Genomic DNA, 19,139 nt, shown 5'->3' with positions numbered 1-19,139 from the left:
GTGGCGGGCCCGCCCGGCGGGAAGGGGCGCGGCTGCGGGACCGGAGCACGACGGGTACCGCGGCGCGTCGCCGTCGGCGGGGGAGGTACGGATACGGGCACGGCGCCTCCTGATCGATGCATCGACCAGGGACCGTAAGCAGCGGAGAGCCGCGGTTTTGGTGAGCCCCCTCACCGGCACGCACCGCGCACACCGTTGGCGTGCGCCTCGTCCGTGCGCTTATCCGAGTATCCCATGGATCATCCCGCCCGCCGAGTCGAGCGGCGGCGCCGCGGCCTGCCCTGGCGGCTCCGACCGGTACGGGCCGGGGCGGGCGGCGGCTCGGGCTCAGCCGCGGGGTGGCGCGGACGCGGGTGCCCGCCTCGTGCTCGTCAGGTTCGTCTCCAGGACCACGAGGTCGTCGTCGAGGGCCAGGGCCACGGTGCCCTCCTCGCCGAGCGCCAGCCCGTGCGGGTCGCCGGGAAGTGCGATCTCCTCGATGGCCTGCCGGGCGTCCAGGTCCCACACCCTCAGCGTCCGGTCGCGTCCGACGGTGAGGGCGACGGGGCTCCCGTCGGGCAGTCGCCCGGTCACGACGTACCAGAACACCGCGGTGCCCCCGCCCAGTTCCATGATCCTGGTTCCAGCGGTCAGGTCCCACACCTGAACCGCCCCGTCGGCGCCCGCGGTGACGGCGGCGGGACGGCCGTGCAGTTCGGTGACCGCCAGCGCCATGGACACCGCCGACCCCATCTCACCGATCAGCCGGCCGGCGGCGAGGTCCCACAGCCGTACGGGATACGCCTCGCCGTTGTCCACGACACCGGCCGTGACGGCGGCGGGACGGCCGTCGATCTCGACCAGGCGGACGTTGGCCTTGGTTCCGATGTCCACGGGTCCGGTCAGCCGGCGGCCTCTGGTGAGGTCCCAGGTGTACAGCCGATCGGAGTCCACCCCGACCATGACCGGCCGACCGCCGATCTCGGCGACGTCCATCGACTCCGGATACCGCTGCCGTACCACGACCACCAGCGGGAACCGGACGGACCTGCCGGTGCGCAGGTTCCACAAGTGCACCCTGTCGGTGGTGCAGACGATCGCGCTCGGCTCGTCACGCACCATCGCGGTGGACATGCCGTAGACGTACGACACCGGCAGCGGGGCGTGGGCACGCCTCGCGCCGTGCAGGTCCCAGGCCAGCGCCGACCGGTCGAGGCTGCTGGTGACCGCGAACCGGTGGCCGGCCCGCTCCAGGACGGCGACTCCTGTCGTCTGCTTACGATGTCCCTCCAGCGGGGCGCCGATCCGGCGGTGCTCGACCTCGCCCAGGTCCCACAGCCGCAAGGTGTTCTGGTAGGCCCCGCAGGTGACCGCGATCGGCCGGCCCGCGGCCGTCGCGGTCGCCAGGCCCACGATGCCGTTGGTGTGGCCGGTGAGGTCGCCGCCGATCCTGCGGTGCTCGGCCAGGTCCCACACCTGGAGCGTGCCCGCCCCGTCCTCGCGGCTCCGGCAACTGACGGCGACGGGGCGCCCGTTCCGCACCGTGGTCGCGACCAGAGAGCTGTCGTCCCTGGTGAGGGTGGCGAGCTTCCTGCGCCGTGCCAGGTCCCAGACGCGCAACGCCTGGCCGGCGGTCAGGGCCACCGGACGGCCTTCGACCTGGGCGACAGCGAGGCCGCACACCCAGCCGCTGATCTCCATCGGGGCGCCGATCTCCGCACCCGCCCGCAGATCCCACTGCCGTATCACCCCGCCTTGCCGGAACGGGCCCATGGTCATCTCCAACGTGACCGCCACCGGACCGCCGTCGATGTCGACCACCTCGACCGCGGTCATGGTGCCCCGGTGCCCGGCGAACGGGCCGCCGCACGCACGCTGCTCGGCGAGGTCCCACATCCGGAGGGTCCCGTCCTTGCCGAGGGTCACCGCGACCAGGGCGCCCATGAGTTCGGTGACCGCCAGTCCTTGCACCGCACCGCCCTGTCCGGTGGGGATCTCGCCGATCCGCTGCGGCCCGGCCAGGTCCCAGACCCGCAGCCATCCGTCCTGGCCCGCCGACACGGCGACGGGACGGCCGTCGAGTTCGGCGACGGCCAGCGCGGTGATCTCCTTGCGGTGTTCGGTGCCGGGGACGCTGGTGGGGATGGCGAGGAAGGTGTCGCCGATGGGGCGCTGCTCCGTCAGGTCCCATGCCTGGACCATGCCCTGCCCGCAGCCGCTCACCCCGAGCACGCGGTCGTCGAACGCGCCGGCCGCCACGACCTTGACCACGCCCACGGTCCGATGTCCGTCGAGCGTCCCGGTGTTCGCCGCGTGCACCTTGCCGCCGGTGGCGAAGCCGACCTGCCAGCCGAGGTCCCGTGCCGGACCGGACAGGTCGGCGAGCGCGCGGTTCAGGCTCTCGCGCAGGTGGTGCGCGCCGAACCGGGCGGCGTCGACCGCGAGGAGCAGGCACCGGGTCCGGGGCTCGGCGTGGCGGTGCTTGTGGCTGGAGGCGCGGTAGACGGCGGCCGCGAGCCGGCCCTCTTCCGTGCCGGCCCGGGGCAGCACCGCGAGCAGCGGGCTGGGCACGGCATGCCCGAGGAAGCCGCCGTCCGCCAGCAGCAGGTCCAGCTCGCACGATCCGTCCGGCCCGGCCACGTCGGCCGCGTGGACGGCGAGTTGGGCCCGGGTGTAGTGGTCCGCGTCCGCCCAGGCGCGCCCGCGGCCGTGCGCGGGCACCGCCGCCAGGAGCGTCGTCACGATGGCGCGGTGCGGGTCGCGTTCCGGGCAGCGGCCGCGCAGATGCTCGTCCAGCGCGTCGTGGTAGAGCCGGTACGCCGGTTCCCCGTCGGCCGATGTCATGCGTTCGACCAGGTAGTTCGCGGCGCTCTGGAAGACCTTCGCCAGCTCGGCGCCGGTATGGGCGTGGCCGGGGTGCAGCGCGTCCGCGACGGCGAGCCAGCCGGGGCCGCGCGGCAGCCCGTCACCGCGGGCGAAGGCGAGCGCGGTGAGCAACCGCTCCACGAGCGGCTTGTCGTCGCCGAAGGCGTCCAGGTACTTCTCCATCGCCTCGCCGATGGTCTCCGGCAGCGCCCGGTCCCACTCCGGGTCGTCGAGGTCCAGCGGCGGCGTGTCGGGCAGCAGCAGCCAGCGGCTGGTGACCTGGGCGATCAGGAAGTTGTAGCCCGCCTTGCGGGCCACCGCCCGGCCGATGGCGCGGGTCTCGGCCTCCGTTCGCCGCCGGTAGCGCGGGCTCTCGGCGTCCTCGTGGGTCAGCCGGCGCTGTACGTAGTCGGCGACGTCGAAGTTGCGCTGGTACTCGCGGGACTCCAGGTCGATCCGCGGGGCGGTCCGGCCGAACGCCGCCATGATCCGGGCGCGTTCGGTGCCGGCCGGCGCGGTCCGTACCGCCGCCGCGACCCGGACCGCCGAGGTGCTCGCCAACTCCCGCAGCAGCCTCGCGATCCGGGTGGCCTCCTCCACTCCGGCGGCCTCCTCGACGGCGTCGGCCAGCACCGTGAAGACCTCACCGGTCGCCGCGTGCCGCTCCCGCAGGCCGATCAGCAGCTCCTGCTGGCTGCCGGCGCGGACGTCGGCGAGCGAGCCGAGCAGTTCGACGACCTCGTCGCGGGTCCTGCCCTTCATGTGCACGGCGGCGTCGAACGACCCGGCGGCGGGCCGGGGACCGTCGGTCGGCACCTCGCCCGCCCACCGCGGGTCCGAGGAGACCAGCAGGTGGGCGAGGAGCGCGGACTTGCCCGTGCCGGGGCCGCCGGTGACCACGAGCAGCGGGCGGTGCGGCTCGGCGAGCCAGTCGCAGACGGCCTGCCGCGCGGCGTGCCGGCCGGTGAAGTACCAGGCGCCGGAGTCGGATTCCACCTCGGAGCCGCGGGCGCGGGGCAGCCAGTGCGTCTTCAGGTGCGGATCGAGGTCGAGCCGCCAGCCGAGCCGGGCCCGCAGGAACGGCCACCGGGTCAGCCAGGCGGACACCGGCAGCACATGGCAACCGCGGTACGGGCCGTCGTGCCACCCGATGATCCCCACCACGGCGTCGAGGTCGTCGTCGAAGACGGGCGAGCCGGCGAACCCGGGGTCCGTCCGCCAGCCGGTCGGCCCTGTGACCTGCAGCCAGCGGCCGCCCGGACCGGCGGCGCCGTCGAGGGTGCCGTGCTCCTGGCGCGCGCCCGGCTGGCCGGCCGGGAAGCCGTGCACCCAGAAGCCGTGGCCGTACAGCTCCGGCGGTGCCGACAGCGGCGCGGGGGTGTGCGGGACCGGCCGGTCCAGCCGCAACAGCGCGGCGCCCTCGACGACTTCCACGGTCGTGGCGTGGTGGGCGGTCGGCTCGCCGGTGAAGGGGAACTCGACGAGGACCTGCGCGCCGGGGGCCGCCGCGCACGCGGGGGTCTGCCCGGCGGCGGCCCGCGCCGAGGTGATCAGGTGGCGGTCGTCCACCAGCGCGCCGGCCTGCGCGGTGCCGCCGTCGGCGGACGTGAGGCGGGCCAGCCACGGCGGGCGGTGCGCCAGCCTGCCCACCGCGGTGACCGGCCGGCGGGCCGTCCCGTGGTGGTGGATGGTGACCCCGCCGGTGACCGAGCCCGCCTGGACCACCGGCGCGTACACGTCGGCGGCCACGGAGTTGAACACGCCCTGTACACCGTCGCTCACCGCTCGATCATGGCCAATCGCGCCCGGCCGCACAAGCGGAGTCCGCTCCCGCGCCTCCGCGGCCCGCTTCTCCCGGCCCCTGAGTCCGCTTCCCGCGCACCCTCTTCCCGCACGCTCCCGCTCTTCCCCCACGCCCCTGCTTCCCGCGCATCCCCTTCCCGCGCGTCTCGGTCGGGCACGCGGTCGGCGCGGCCACGCGCCCTGCGCGGCGCCGCGCGTGACGGCCGGTCAGGTGGACGGTGGGCGCTCGCCGACATCTCCCCGCGAACACGGACGTGTCGTGCTTTTCTCCCGCGAATCCGCCGGATACAAAGGGCGTTCTGACGTCGGTCGGTCCGGATCGCGTCCACACGTCCGGAGGCGCAGTGACCAGACCACGAGGCAGCGGGCACCGGACCCGGCGCGGTTCCTGGGCGGCACTGGCCATGGCGGCCGCGCTGCTCGCCTCCGCGACGACGGCGAGCACGGCCACGGCCACGGCCACGGCTACCGCCACGGCTACGGGCGAGGGCGCCGCCACGGCCGGTGCCGCGCCCCGGGTGAAGGAGCCCAACCCCGTGCTCACCGCCGCCTCGTTCGCGGACCCGCCGGCGGTGGACCGGCCGAAGTACCGCTGGTGGCTGCCGGTCGCCGACGAGTCGGACGCCGAACTGCGGTCCCAGCTCGGGCAGATCGCCGCGGCCGGCGCCGGCGGCGCGGAGGTGACGGCCTTCCCGGCCCCCAACGCCCCCGGAAGCACCCTGCACAGCAGCGAGCCGTACCTGTCGACGTACGGCTACGGCACTGCCCTGTGGTCGCACCGGGTGCGGGTGATGGAGGCGGAGGCGGTGAAGGACGGGCTGATCCTGGACCTCGCCGCCGGCCCGAGGTGGCCGCCGACCGTGCCGAGCGTCGACAGCTTCAACCAGCCGCAGGTGGCCCAGCAGGTCCTCTACGGGCGGGAGTTCGACGCGCCCGGCAGCACCCGCGCGGGCGCCCTGCCGGCCACGCTCGTGCCGCCGCCGTCGGTGACCAGGACGCTGTGCGGCCGGGTCGCCGCGGGCGCCGGCACGGTCCTGCTCGACTCCACGCGCAACCTCGCCGTCGGGGACCGGATCGCGCTCGGCCCGGCCGGCGCCACCGGGACGGACACCGCCACCGACGTGGTGACCGTGCGGAAGGTGGGCACCTCCTCCCCGTGCACCACCCTCGCCGGCGCCACCGGTGCGGGCGCGACCCGGGTGGTGACGGCGACCACCGACACCAACCTGGTCGCGGGCGTGACCGTGACGATCGGGTCGGGCGCCGACCAGGACACCGCGACGATCAGATCAGCGGGCAGCGCGGCCGGCGGCACCACGCTGTCGACCGCCACCAGCGCCGGCGCGACCACGCTCGTGCTGTCCTCCGTCGCCGGGATCGAGGCCGGCGACACCCTCACCGTGGACCCGGGCGCCGCCGTCGAGTCCGCGCGGGTGTCGGCCGTCGACCCGGCCACCAGGCAGGTCACCGTCCGCACCGCGCTGGGCGCCGCGCACCCGCCCGGCGCCGCGGTGAGCGACGCCGGGCAGGACCTCACCTTCACCACCGCCCTGGCGCACGCCCACGCGGCGGGCGAGCGGATCGTCGCGCCCGGCACCGGCGTCACGGTCACCCCGGTGGGAACCGCGCACGCCGTCGGCGAGCGGGCGGTGGACACCGCCGCCGAGGAACTCGTCGCGGTCGAGGTCGCGCAGTGCGCCACCGCCTGCGACGCCTCCACCGCGCCGGTCTCCCTGGACCGCTCCTCGGTGACCGACGTCACCGGGAAGCTCGACGCCCGGGGCGGGTTGAGCTACACGTTCCCGCGCGGCAACGGCCATCCGTGGGTGGTGCTGGACTTCTACCAGACCGCCGACGGCCAGGCGGCGACCAACGTCTCGCCGACCGGTTCCGCGTACGTCCTGGACCACCTGTCGGCGGACGGCGCGACCGCCCTCACCGGCTTCTGGGACCGGAACATCCTCGCCGACCCGGCGGTCAAGGACGCCATCGCGCGGACCGCCCGCACCGCCGGCACCCCGGCGATCTTCGAGGACTCGCTGGAGCTGTCCGACGAGCTCACCTGGACCTGGGACTTCCCCGACCGGTTCCGGCAGTCGCGCGGCTACTCCGTCGACCAGGCGCTGCCCGCGCTGGCCGGCTTCGACGCCCGCCGGGTGAGCGGCCACCCGGTCGCGTTCACCTACAGCGACGGCCAGAGCGCCCGCATGGTCAGGGACTACGAACAGACCTTCAGCGACCTGTACGGCAACCGCTACCTGACCGCGCTGGAGAGCTGGGCCGAGGCCAACGGCCTGACCGTCAGGGCGCAGGCGTACGGCGCCCCGATCGACGCCGCCGAGGCCGGCACGCACGTCGGCATCCCCGAGGGCGAGGGCTTCGAGTTCAACGGCAAGAACCCCGACCAGGACTTCAAGGTCATCGCGGCGGGCGCCGACCGGACCGGCGCGACCATCGTGTCCGGCGAGTGCTGCGCGATCAAGACGCAGGTCTGGGCCACCACCGCCGCGCAGAACCTCACCAGCGAGGTCTACGTCGACATGGCCGGCGGCGACAACCAGATCGTCTGGCACGGCATGCCCTACCCGACCGCCCCGGCCGGCTCGGGCGCCGGGTCGGTCTGGCCCGGCTTCAGCTACGGCGGCAACACCAGCTTCTCCGAGGCGTGGGGCCCGCGGATGCCGCAGTGGCGCGACGCCAGGGCGCTCAACGACGACATCGCCCGCATGTCACTGGTGCTGCGCCAGGGCAGGCCCAGTTACGACGTCGGCGTCTACTACCAGAACGTGGGGCTGGCGGGTCAGGCGTACGACGACCCGGCGAGCGTCGTCAAGAACACCTCGGCGATGGCGGCGGCCGGCTACACCTACGGCTACGCGGACTCCGCCTTCCTCACCGACGCGTCGAAGGACTACCCCGACGGCGTGCTCTTCCCCGGGGCGTCGGACTACCACGCCCTGGTCCTCGACGACCCCCGGTCGCTGAAGGCCGCCGACGCCGCCCAGATCCTCGCGCTCGCCCGGGCGGGCCTGCCCGTGGTCGTCATCGGCCCGGCCGCGCCGGCGGCGATGGCCACCCCCGGATACGACGCGGGCCCGGCCGACCGGAGCGTCCAGGCGGACTGGGACGCCCTCTACGCCCTGGCCGGCGAGGACGGCGCGACGGCGAAGGCGGCCGGGCACCATGTGGTGCGGGTGGATGCGGAGGCGGCCGTGCCCGCCGCGCTGGCGCGCCTGGGCATCACCCCGGCCGCCGCGCACACCGGCGACCCCACCAGCGGCGCCCTCCTGGACGTCCGCCGCGACGACGGCGCCACGCAGTACTACTACCTGTACAACAACTCGGCCCGGGCGGTGGACCAGCGCCTCACCCTCACCGGCAAGGGGACGCCCTACGCGCTGGACACGTGGACCGGGGCCGTCACCCCGCTCGCCCAGTACACCGCGTCCGGCGGCGCGGTCACGCTCGACGTGCGGCTCGGCGCCCACGACGCCACGGTGGTCGCCGTGAGCACCGACACCGGGAAGTTCGGCACCGGTCCCGGCCCGGTCTCCGCCACCGCCACGACCGCCGACCGGGCGGTCTTCGACGCCGGCGGGGGCCTGGCGATCGAGTCGAGCCACCCGGGCACGTTCCGCACCACGCTGTCCGACGGCCGTACGGCCGGCACCGCCATCACCGACGTGCCGGCAGCCGCCACCCTCGCGAACTGGCAGCTGACCGTGGACAGTTGGACCCCGGGCCGGAGCGGCGCGCCCGGCGACACCGCCCACACCACGATCGGCCCGATCGCCGTCAGCGCCGACCCGGGCACCGGCGCGCTGCCCGTCTGGACCGCCGTCACCAAGGCCGCCGGCTACCCCGTCGACCTCCAGGACGTCGCCGGCACCGCCGACTACACCACCCACCTGACCCTGCCGCCGGGTTGGACCGGCGGCCGGCACGCCTTCCTCGACCTCGGCCGCGTCACCGACACCGCCGAGGTCACCGTCAACGGCACGGCGCTGCCACCGGTGGACTTCGCCGACCCGTCCCGGATCGACCTCGGCGACGCGCTGAGGAGCGGGGACAACACCATCACCGTGCAGGTCGCCACCCCGCTGGTCAACGCCGTCCGGGTCGCCCCCGGCACCGGCGCGAGCGGCCGGACCCGCACCGGCAACGGCCTGCTCGGCCCGGTGGTCCTCACGCCGTACGGCCGGGCCGCCGTCACCACCGGATGACCCGACCGGCGGTCCGGGTGGTCCGGCGCCCGGACCCGCGTTCCCCGCGGGCTCACCGCCGGACGGCGTCCAGCACCCCCTGGAGGTAGCCGATCGCGTACGACCGGCCGCGGCTGATGTACGCGTCCGCGGAGGTGTCCGCCCAGGTGCCGGGGTCGCCGACCAGGGCGGGGACGTGGTCGTCGATCACGAACCCGTCGAAGCCGACCTCGTCCAGCAGGCCGAAGACCCCGGGGACGTCCAGGTTGCCCTCGCCGAGGAAGCACTCCGCGAAGCGGGGGACGGTGCCCTGCACATCCCGGAAGTGGACGTAGAAGATCTTGCCGGCCGGGCCCATCGCGCGGATGATCTCCTCGGCGGCTGCCTGGCCGGCCATCTCCGAGACGGTGCCCAGGCACAGGTCCAGCCCCCAGGCGGGGCTGCCGCCGCTGCGCCGCCACGCCTCGGCGAGCGCCGCGGGCGAGGTGAAGATGCGGGTAGCGCCGCCCAGCGGCTCGTCGACCGGCGGGTCGTCGGGGTGCAGGGCGAGCCGTACGCCCTCGGCCTCGGCGACCGGCAGGACCGCGTCCAGGAAGTACTGGTGGTGGGCCCAGGACTGCTCGGCGGTGATCGGCTCGGTGATCGGCTCCTCGGGGGTGAGCTTGTAGCCGGCCAGGGCGTTTCCGGCCGGGGCCAGGTCGAGGTCGAAGCCGGTCACGGCGGCGCCGCCGCGGCCGGGGGCGTCCATCGTGGTGCGCCACACGTAGGTCGGCAGCCAGTTGTAGCCGAGCAGGTCGTAGCCGGTCGCGGCCATGTTGCGCAGGGTCCGGCAGAAGCCCTCGATCTGCTCGTCCCGGCCCGGCAGCCCGCGCTGGATCTTGAAGAAGTGAGCGGCGGGCACGTTCTCCAGCCCCTCGATCCGCAGCCCCGCCTCCTCGCATCGGCCGCGCAGGGCGGCGAGTTCGGCGGTACTCCAGTGTCCGTCGGTGCCGGGCAGGTCCTTCGGCGCGTGGAACTGGAGGCTGCCGAGGCCCAGTTGGCGCGCGAAGGTGCCGATCCGGTCGTCGTAGGCGTCTATGTGCCCGAGCGCGATACGCATCACCATGACGGTCAGCCTCCCATGGCGGGTCCGGCGGTGTCCCGCGGCAGGGCGACGGCGAGCTTGGCCAGCAGCCCGCCGTCCACGGGCACGTCCACGCCGGTGACGAACGCGGCGCGGGCGCCGGCCAGGAACGCGATCACCTCGGCGACCTCCCGCGGCCGCGCGATCCGGCCGAGCGGATGGTCGCGGCCCCAGTCGTCGAGCAGCCGGCTCACCGCGCCCGTGCTGCCGTCGGTGAACAGCTCGGCCGAGCGCCGCAGCATCGGGGTGTCGACGGAGCCGGGGCAGACCGCGTTGACCCGCACCCCGTTCGGGGCCTCGTCCACGGCCATCGAGCGCACCAGCGCGTTGAGCGCGCCCTTGGCCGCCGCGTACGCGGCGACGTTGGACTGCGTGGCGCGTCCCTGCACCGAGGACACCACCACCACCGCGCCGCCCGCGGCGCTGCGCCGCAGGTGCGGCAGCGCGGCGCGCGCGGCCAGGAACACCCCCTTGACGTTGACCGCGAACACCTCGTCCCAGGTCTTGTCGTCGGTGTCGGCCACGGTGCCGTACCGCTGGATGCCCGCCGACGTCACCAGGACGTCCAGGCCGCCGAAGGCGTGCACGGTCCGCCGCACCGCCTCGGCGACCGCGGCGGGGTCGCAGACGTCGGCGACGAGCGGCACCGCCCGGCCGCCGGCCACAGTGATCGCCTCGACGGTCTCGTGCGTGCCCGCCGCGTCCAGGGCGCTGACCGCCACCGCGGCGCCGGACGCGGCCAGCAACTCCGCGGCGGCCCGACCGATGCCGCTCGATCCCCCGGTCACCAGCGCGACACGACCGGCGTGTTCCTCACCCATGCGTTCCCTCTCCCAGTCAGATTCCCGGCCAAGTGCCCCTGATGACAACGTTGTTCGCCACCCGGACGGCCCGTACAGCCCCACGACCGATCCTTCTGCCCTCAACCGAGCGGCATGGTGCAGAAGTTGCCACCGACCCGGAAGTTGCGGGCCGCCGACGGATCGAGGTCCGCCGGGCCGAACGCTCCGGAGTCCAGGACGGCGGCCAGATGGTCCTCGGCGTCGTCCCGGGGTCGGTAGCCGATCGCCTCCCCTTCCGACAGGGACCACCACCGGCGGGTGTTGCGGGAGATGCCCCACAGCACCCGGTAACCGGCCGGCTCCGCCCGCAGGCAGGACTCGACCAGCCGGGCCGCGTCGTCCGGCGACAGCCACACCGCCAGGTCCTCCGGCGCGCGCGGCACCGGCCGGAACGCCCCGATCCGCAGGCAGGAGACGTCGACTCCGTACCTGCTGTGGTGCAGCGCGCCGAGCGCCTCCAGCGCGGCCTTCCCCACGCCGTAGTACGTGTCCGGGCGCGGCGTGATGTCCGCGGGCAGGTCGGCGCGGGCTTGCGGCCCGCGCGCGGCGGCGGCGTGACCGCCCGCGCCGAAGCAGACGGCATCACCGACGTCACCGGCACCGCCGGCATCGCCGCGCCGGGCCGGGTCGTCGCGGGTGCGGAACCCGACGGCATGGATGCTGGAGGCGAGCACCACCCGCGGCACGCCGTGGCGGCAGGCGGCTTCCAGCACGCGTTGCGTGCCGTCGATGTTGACCTCCCTGATCCGCTCCCAGGGTTCCTCCCCGGCGAGCCCGCCCAGGTGCACCACCGCGTCGACGGCCCGGCAGGCGGCGTCGATCGCCTCGGGGTCGGTGAAGGAGGCGCGGACGACCTCCACGTCCTCGCCGGCTTCCGGCGGCGCGATCTCCGCGATGTCCAGCAGCCGCAGGACGCGGCCGGGCCGGGCCAGCCGGGGGCGCAGCGCCCGCCCGATCCGGCCGGCCGCGCCGGTGACCAGGACCCGCTGCCGGGTCACCACGCCTGCTCCACCGGGTCGGCGGCGTCCGGCAGCCGGGCCGGCGGCCGCTGCTCGTCGTACGGCGCCGGGGTCGCCGAGGCGGGCAGGTACGGCGGCCGGAGGTAGCTGTGGTGGCGCCGGAAGGCGAGCTCCACCGGCGGGTACCAGTGCCGCCAGCTGCGGGGATCGGTGTCCGTGGTCGGCGACATGGGGCCGAGGCCGTTGCCGTTCTCGGCCGCGACCGCGTATTCGTGGACCGGCGTGTCACCGGGTGGGGCCTCGCCCGGGTCGCCGGTGGCCGGCACCGTCCCGGGCACCTGGTCGACGAACTCGAAGGCCAGGCCGGCGAAGACCTCCCGGAAGCCGGTGTCGCCCCTGCGGCGCCGGTAGAGCCGGTAGCGGGCCGCGCCGAGCACCTCGCCCCAGGTGGCGGTGACCGTGCCGGCGCCGAGCCGGAGCGTCAGGCCGTCCGGCGGGTCGGGGGCCCGGCTGGTGGCGTGCAGCGGGTAGTCGGCGCCCGGGGCGCCGCTGCGGTCGGCGTTCCGGGCGGTGACCCGGACGTGGTACTTGGTGCCGTCGGCCAGCCCGGCCAGCGCGCCCGGGCCGGTGGCGGTGTGCCCGGCCGCCGTCCAGGTCGTGCCGCCGTCCTCGCTGACTTCGAGCAGATACGTGTCCGCGCCCGCGACCGGCGCGAAGTGCACCACCGCGCCTCCGGGGACGGTCGTGGTCCGCACGATCCGCGGCGGCATCGGCTCGGGCCGCCGGGCGGTCAGCTCCCACTGGTGCCGGCCGGCGGGCAGCGCGACCCGCAGGATGCCGTCGCGCGAGGACGCGAGCGGGGCCAGTTCCGCGCCGTCGACGTGGAACGCGGCCCCGGCGGGGAGCCCGCCGAGCAGGTGCAAGGTGACCGCGCTGTCGCCGGGCGCGTCGTAGCTGCCGCGGAACTCGCGGGGGTCGCGGTAGCGCAGGCTGATGCCCAGGTCCTGGTCCTCGGTGGTCAGCAGCACGTCCGCGGTGCCGACGGCGCTGCCGTGGAAGAGCGCCAGTTCGCGGCTGCCGTCGTCGAACAGCCGGATCACGCCGGCGGTGCCGGTGAAGCGCAGCCCCTCGCCGGCGAAGTCGACCGCCTTCGGTTCGTAGTGCGTCGCCGCCTGGTGGCGGAAGACGTGGTCGACGCTGTGCGGGGTGCGGACCTTCGCGCCCCACGGGGTGCTGCTCGCGGGGGCCACGGTCAGGTCGTCGCGGTGGCTGACGACGGCGAGCGTGTTGCCGTTCGACCCGTCGGCCCTGCCCTCCAGCCGCACCCCGCGGGTGCCGTCGGTGGCGAACGTGCCGTCGAGCGCGCCGTCCTCGCGCACCCCGCGCACCACATGGATGAACGGCATCGCGTCGGCGAGGTGGCCGTAGCTGTTGGCGTCACGGCCGTTGGCCGCGGTCGGCACCGACCACGTCCACACCATCCGCTGGCCGGGCGCGAAGGCGTCGTAGCTGACCAGGTAGTCGCCGCCGACCAGCAGGACGCTGCGGCCGAGGTAGAGCTCGCCGATCGGGCTGCCGGGGTTGGAGGTGATCTCGGCGTACTGCGCGCCGCCGAGGTCGTACATCGGCCGGTCCAGCGTGTGGTTGCCGATCCCGCGGAAGGCGCCGTCCTTCCACACCGCGCAGGAGGTGGCGAAGGTCGCGTCGGGCACCCGGCGGTCGCCGGCGTCCTCGGGGCCGTGGCCGCTGTAGGAGCGGCCGGCGGCGTAGTAGTAGAGGTGGCCGTTGCCGTTGTCGTCGGCGATCCCCCAGCGGTAGTTGGGCCCGCGGTCGACCTGCTGGAGGAAGACCGCGACCTCGTCCGGGCGGTCCACGCCGGCGCGCAGCGTGACGCCGTACCCGGTGTACTTCGCGCTGCGCAGCCGCGGGTTGGTGCCGCGCTCGCCCGCCGAGCGGACCGTGACGTGCCACGGGTCGGGTGCGTCCGGCGGGCTGTCCAGCCGCCGGGCGGTGGGGTCGCTGCCCCACATCAGGTGCTCGGCGACCAGCGGGCGGTAGCGGTGCAGCGCCTCGCCGAGCAGCCGCATCTCGATGGGAGGGCGGCGCGGCCAGTACGCGTGCGCCCCCTGCGCGGGATGCAGCCGGCGCAGCTCGCCGGTCCCGGTGACGTCGATCGGCGCGCTGAGCGCGTGGACCAGCCAGTCGCCGAGGGCGGCGAACTCCGGGGTGGCCATCCGGTTGCGCCCGTCGGCCCGCCGGCCCAGGAAGTTGCCCTGGGCGGCGGGCCGCAGGAAGGCCCAGACGTACGTGGACAGGCTCTCGGTCCAGCGGCCGGGGCGGGCGTGCCGGGAGGGCAGGGCCGGGCGGGTGTGGAAGACGCCGGACAGCTCGCAGAACTTCTCGAACTGGTCCAGCCACTCCCCCGCGGCCTCGTGCTCGGGGAAGAGCCACGCCAGGCAGGCCAGCGCGGCCTTGCCGTCGGCGAGGAAGTTGGGGTGCCCGCCCATCATCCGCCGCAGCGGGCCGATCTCCTCGCCCGCCGAGACGTACCCGGTCAGCAGCAGCAGGGCGTCGACGCGTGCGCGCTGCTCGGTGTCGAGCCGGTCGGCGAACCGGTCGTAGCCGTCCAGCAGCCGGTCGTAGAGCGGGCGTTGGCCGATGTTGAGGTAGCCGGCGAGTTCGTTCACGCCGTTCGCGATCAGCCGCGGGCCCTCGCTGCCGTACAGCAGCGCGTCCACGAACTGCTCGGGGGTGTCGAACTCGCCTTCCGTGCAGAGGCGTTCGGGGCGCTTGCCGTGGTAGGTCAGGCGCCAGTCCTTGACCCGGTCGAGGCTGAGGGTGCCCTGCCAGTGGTGCAGGTGGCGCACGTAGGTGGACTGGTACGTCATCGCCCGCTGGCCGCGCAGCACGTCCAGGTCGCGTGCGTGGTGGTAGAAGGCGATGCCGGTGGTGCGGGTGCCGGTGCGCAGCGGCCAGGTCCAGTGCAGCACCCCGTCGTGGCGGAAGCGGATCTGGAGGGTGTCCGCGCAGGCCCAGCCGGCGTACTCGTGGTCCTCCCAGCGGGCGTGGTCGCGGATGAACACGCCCATCGCGTCGCCGCCGGCCCGGTCCCAGAACGTCGCGTGCGGCCGGACGCCCCAGGCGTAGCTGGGCGCGTAGGGGCCGACGGTGAAGGCCATCCGCTCCCGCGGCCGCTCCCGGCCGCCCGGTCCGGAGAACGACGGGTCCTCGCCGCTGTCGCCGACCACGATCGGCTCGTCGATGCCGAGCCAGTGGTAGACCTCCGGCGACCCGGGGTCGGCGTGGTCGCGCGGGTCCTGCGAGAACGGCCAGGCCGAGGAGAACCGGTGGGTGGGCGCGCAGCCCTCCCAGTGGAGTTCCCACGCGGCGCCCTCCGTGTCGAACCCGGTGGCCTCCTCGGCGAGTTCGACGAAGTCGCAGCCGTGCAGGACGCGTACGGTCGCGGTGTACCGCGCGCCGCCGGTGAAGCGGTAGTCCAGCCGGTGGGTGGCGAACAGCGGGCCGTGCTCCACCTGGTGGACGTCGAGGTGTGCGAGGCGCTCGGCGCCGGGATGCAGCACCGAGTCGCCCACCCAGCCCTGCCCGCGGTCGAGCCGGCGGATCGGGCCGGGCAGGTCCGGGCCGGCGTACCGGCCGGCCGGGGGCAGCAGCACCCGCAGGGGGCCGGCGTCCACCACGATGCCGTCGCCGTCCTCGGCCGGGGTGACGGTGACCGGCCGGTCGGGTCCGGCCGCCGGCGCCGTCGCGTCCGCCCGCAGGGTGAACGCGTGGCGCGCGCCGGGCGCGAGGTCGGCGAAGAAGCAGACGGTGGCCGCGGCCAGGGGCGCGTCGGCGCCCCCGGCCGCGGGGCCCGCCCCGGTGACCTCCGCCAGCTGGAAAGGCACCGGCGTGCCGTTCTCGTCGAGCAGCCGGAGCGCGTCGGCGCGCACCGCGGGCGCCGCCCACCGCACCGGATAGTGCAGCAGGGTCCGGGGCCAGGCGAACTCCGGGTGGGCGAGCGGGTCGTGGAGCAGGAACCGCACTTCCGAGCCGCCGGCCGGCCAGTCGGTGACGGGGGCCGTCACGCGCCGCCTCCCATCTCGGCGCCCCCGGCGCCGGACGCGCCGGGCGCGACGCCCTGGGTGCCGAACGACGCACCACCCGCGACGCCTTCGACGAGGTAGCGCTGGAGCAGGATGAACAGCAGCATGATCGGCGCGGCCACGATGAAGGTGCCGGCCGCGATGAGCGGCCAGTTCTGCGAGTACTCGCCGAAGAACGAGTAGAGCCCGCGGGTGACCGGCCACAGCGCGGAGTCGGAGAGCATCACCAGCGGCAGGATCAGGTTGTTCCAGGCGTGCACGAAGCCGAAGATCCCGAAGGTGGCCAGGGCCGGTTTCATCTGCGGCATGATGATCGTGAAGATGAACCGGATGTAGCCGCAGCCGTCCAGCGCCGCCGCCTCGTCGATCTCGCGCGGGATGCCCTTGATGTAGCCGACGAAGAAGAAGAACCCGGCGCCGGACAGGCTGGTCAGGATCAGGTAGCCGGCCATGCTGTTGTACAGGTGCAGGGTGCGGGCCTCGATGAACAGCGGGATCAGGCCGCCGGGCAGGAAGCCGGAGAAGATGAAGAACGTGTAGAGCCCGTTGGAGTACTTGAAGTAGCCGCGGGAGATGGGGAAGGCGAGGAAGACGCCGAGGATGAGCGTGATGGCGTCGGGGACGGCCGCGTAGACCAGGCTGTTGACCATCTCCCGGCCGAAGTGCCCCTGGTGCCAGGCCGCCGAGAAGCTCTCGGTGGTCCACGGGTGGGGGGTGCCGGTGGGGTTCTGCAGGAAGCCGGTGTACGTCTTGAACGCCTGGAGCAGGACGTACACCAGCGGAAGGGCGAACAGCCCGGCGGCGATGGCGAAGCAGAGCAGGTTCACCCCCGCCGACTTGGTCCGCTGCCGGGACAGCAGCCCGCGCAGCGACGGGGAGGGGGTGCGCGGAGCGTCGGGGGCCTCGGGTGCCTGGGACACCTGGAGCGTCGTCACAGCGCCACCTCCCGCCGGCGCAGCACGTACAGCAGGCCGCCGCCGATCACGATCGTCAGCACGAACTGGAGCATCGCCAGCATCGAGCCGTAGCCGAGCTGGCTGTCGCTGCCGAAGGCGGCTTGGAACATGTACAGCCCCAGGGTCTTGGTGCCGAAGTTGCCACCGGTCAGGACCAGCACCAGGGCGTACTCGCCCAGCGTGGCCATGGTGGTGAGGAAGACGTTGACGGTGGTGGCCGAGGCCAGCAGCGGCCACGTCACGTGCCGGAACACCCGGAAGCGCCCGGCGCCGTCCATGGCCGCGGCCTCGTACACCGAGCGCGGGATGTTCCGCAGCCCGGCGATGTAGATGAGCATCGAGTACCCGGAGAACATCCACACGTTCACCAGCATCACCAGCGGCAGCGCCAGCGAACTCGACCCGAGGAAAGCGGAGTTGATGCCGAACAGGCCGTGCACGAGCTTCTCCGCCGGACCCGAGTAGGGGTCGAGCATGAGCGAGAAGACCGCGCCGACCACCGTGACCGAGAAGATCTGCGGCATGAAGATCAGCGCACGGTAGAACGTGTACGAGCGACCGCCCCGGTTCAGCAGCATGGCAAGGCCCAGGCCGATCACGTTCTGCAGCACGGTCACGCCGACCACGTAGATCAGCGTGACCCGTACCGCGCTCCACAGCTGCGGCAGCAGCGAGGTGAAGGCCGTGTGGTAGTTGCACATCCCGCAGAAGTTGAGCGGCGTGCCGGGGAGTCCGGAGTAGCGGGTGAACGAGTAGATGATGGTGGCCAGTGACGGGTAGAGCCCGAACAGCAGCCAACCGGCTCCCGGTATCGCGATGCTGGCCCAGGGGATGAACCGCCGCGTCCGTTGGGTTCCGAAGGGACAGCGTGCCACGCCGCGCCTCCTCTCTCAGTTGTGCTCAGGGTCGGGCGTCAGCCCTTGACCGACTTGCGGTACGCGTCGGCCGAGCGGTTGAGGATGGTGTCGACGCTGTCGCTGCCGATCGGCTTCAGCTTGTAGAAGTCCGGGCCGGCCGCGTCCAGGGGGGCGCCCGCGGGCACCCAGGGGTTGGCGAGCTGCTGGAACGCGCCGTCCATGTGGCTGTTGAGCCAGTCCGTCCAGTCCAGGCCGGTGTTCTTCACCGCCGGCTGGGTGGAGACCGAACCGGTCAGCTTCAGCCACTCCTGGTAGTTCTCCGGCTGGGAGAACATCGACAGCCACTCCATGGCCAGGTCCTTGTGCTTCGCGCTGGTCGGGACCATCCAGGTGAGGTCCGGGCGCAGCGACACGCGGTTGGCCGAGGCGGTGTCGGTGCCCGGCATGGTGAAGAACCCGAGCTTGAGGTTGGGGTTGGCCTTCTGGATGACCGCCCCGTCCCAGGAACCGTCCAGCAGGAAGGGGTAGTCGCCGGCGCGCGCCGCCCAGACGCCGGGCGCGGTCAGCTGGGCGACGCCCGACGCGTTCGGCTCGATGTACTTCATGACCTGCTCGTAGCGCGCGGAGGACTCCTTGTAGACCGGGTCGGTCCAGGACTGGGTGCCCTTCCAGAACGCGTCGGCGCGGTCGTTGGAGACCTTCACCGAGTCCGACGCGGGCTTGCCCTGCATGAGCATCTGGTTCTCGACGCCCTGCCACACGCCGCCCTGCATGCCGTCCTTGCCGGACACGAAGATCGGGGTGATGCCCTTCTTCTTGAGCTTCGCGCAGTCGTCGACGAACTCCTGGAACGTCGTCGGCACGGTCATGCCGTACTTCGCGAGCAGGTCCTTCTTGTACCAGATCGCCCCGGCCGCGGCGTACTGCGCGGCCATCACGCCGTAGACGCCGCCGTTGTGCCCGACCGCGGCGGCCTGGTCGGTGGCGCTGTAGTTCTTCATGAACGGCTGGTTCTTCAGGTCCACCAGCTGCCCGGCCTGGATGAGCGCGGCGGCTCCGGCGGGCTTGAGGCTGGTGTAGCTGGGGGCGAAGCCCGCCTGGGTCGGCGCGGCCAGGCCCAGCACGTCGACGGACTTGGACTGCAGCAGGCTGTTCCACAGCTGGCCCCAGGCGCCGTTGGCGGTCGGCGCCTGCTGGATCTTGACCTTCACCCCCGGGTGGGCCTTCTCGAACTTGGCGTTCAGCTCCTCGGTGAACTGGATGGCACCGGGGTTGGTCCACTCGGCCACCGTCAGCGTGGTCTTCGCGCCACCGCCGCCGGACGAGGAGGAACTGCAGCCGGTGAGGCCGATGGACAGGCACGCGGTCGCCGCGAGCAGGGTGACGGTGATGCGGGGTCTCATGAGGGTGGCTCCTTGGAAGAGGTACGGGGGTGACCGGCAAGAGTGAC

Annotated in this window: 9 protein-coding genes; 1 reads left to right on the top strand and 8 read right to left on the bottom strand. The window is 73.9% G+C overall.

Going from position 1 to position 19,139, the window contains the following annotated elements:
• Window positions 1-327 precede the first annotated feature (327 nt).
• Entirely contained in the window at window positions 328-4,626 is a 4,299-nt protein-coding gene (locus OG896_RS36815) for a hypothetical protein (protein WP_329372391.1), read from the bottom strand.
• A 365-nt stretch (window positions 4,627-4,991) separates the two neighbouring features.
• Between OG896_RS36815 and OG896_RS36810 the strand changes: the two genes are divergently transcribed.
• Window positions 4,992-8,870, top strand: a complete 3,879-nt coding sequence (locus tag OG896_RS36810) for a glycosyl hydrolase (RefSeq protein ID WP_329372389.1) — start codon at window positions 4,992-4,994, stop codon at window positions 8,868-8,870.
• A gap of 52 nt (window positions 8,871-8,922) precedes the next feature.
• Here the strand turns inward: OG896_RS36810 and OG896_RS36805 are convergent, their stop codons facing one another.
• The 7 genes from OG896_RS36805 to OG896_RS36775 form a co-directional block, all read right to left on the bottom strand.
• Entirely contained in the window at window positions 8,923-9,954 is a 1,032-nt protein-coding gene (locus OG896_RS36805; protein WP_329372387.1) for a mannonate dehydratase, read from the bottom strand.
• 5 nt (window positions 9,955-9,959) lie between these two features.
• Window positions 9,960-10,793 (bottom strand): SDR family NAD(P)-dependent oxidoreductase, encoded by an 834-nt coding sequence (locus OG896_RS36800; RefSeq protein ID WP_329372385.1) that lies wholly within the window; start codon window positions 10,791-10,793, stop codon window positions 9,960-9,962.
• A gap of 101 nt (window positions 10,794-10,894) precedes the next feature.
• Window positions 10,895-11,815, bottom strand: a complete 921-nt coding sequence (locus tag OG896_RS36795) for an NAD-dependent epimerase/dehydratase family protein (protein ID WP_329372384.1) — start codon at window positions 11,813-11,815, stop codon at window positions 10,895-10,897.
• Complete coding sequence (locus OG896_RS36790) at window positions 11,809-15,858, bottom strand: fibronectin type III domain-containing protein (protein WP_329372382.1); 4,050 nt, start codon at window positions 15,856-15,858, stop codon at window positions 11,809-11,811. The genes OG896_RS36795 and OG896_RS36790 overlap by 7 nt, the downstream gene beginning before the upstream one ends.
• A complete protein-coding gene (locus OG896_RS36785; protein WP_329372380.1) occupies window positions 15,855-16,811 on the bottom strand; it encodes a carbohydrate ABC transporter permease in 957 nt (318 codons plus the stop codon). The genes OG896_RS36790 and OG896_RS36785 overlap by 4 nt, the downstream gene beginning before the upstream one ends.
• Window positions 16,808-17,707, bottom strand: a complete 900-nt coding sequence (locus tag OG896_RS36780; protein ID WP_329372378.1) for a carbohydrate ABC transporter permease — start codon at window positions 17,705-17,707, stop codon at window positions 16,808-16,810. Before OG896_RS36780 ends, OG896_RS36785 begins: the two co-directional genes overlap by 4 nt.
• A gap of 38 nt (window positions 17,708-17,745) precedes the next feature.
• Window positions 17,746-19,092 carry an ABC transporter substrate-binding protein gene (locus OG896_RS36775; RefSeq protein WP_329372376.1) on the bottom strand — a complete coding sequence of 449 codons (1,347 nt, stop codon included), beginning with the start codon at window positions 19,090-19,092 and terminating at the stop codon, window positions 17,746-17,748.
• Window positions 19,093-19,139: the final 47 nt, after the last annotated feature.

It is taken from the genome of Streptomyces sp. NBC_00669 (genome assembly GCF_036226785.1).
Taxonomy (GTDB): domain Bacteria; phylum Actinomycetota; class Actinomycetes; order Streptomycetales; family Streptomycetaceae; genus Actinacidiphila.
The sequence above is the reverse complement of the archived record's forward strand: the minus strand, read 5'-3'. Positions and strand labels throughout refer to the sequence as shown.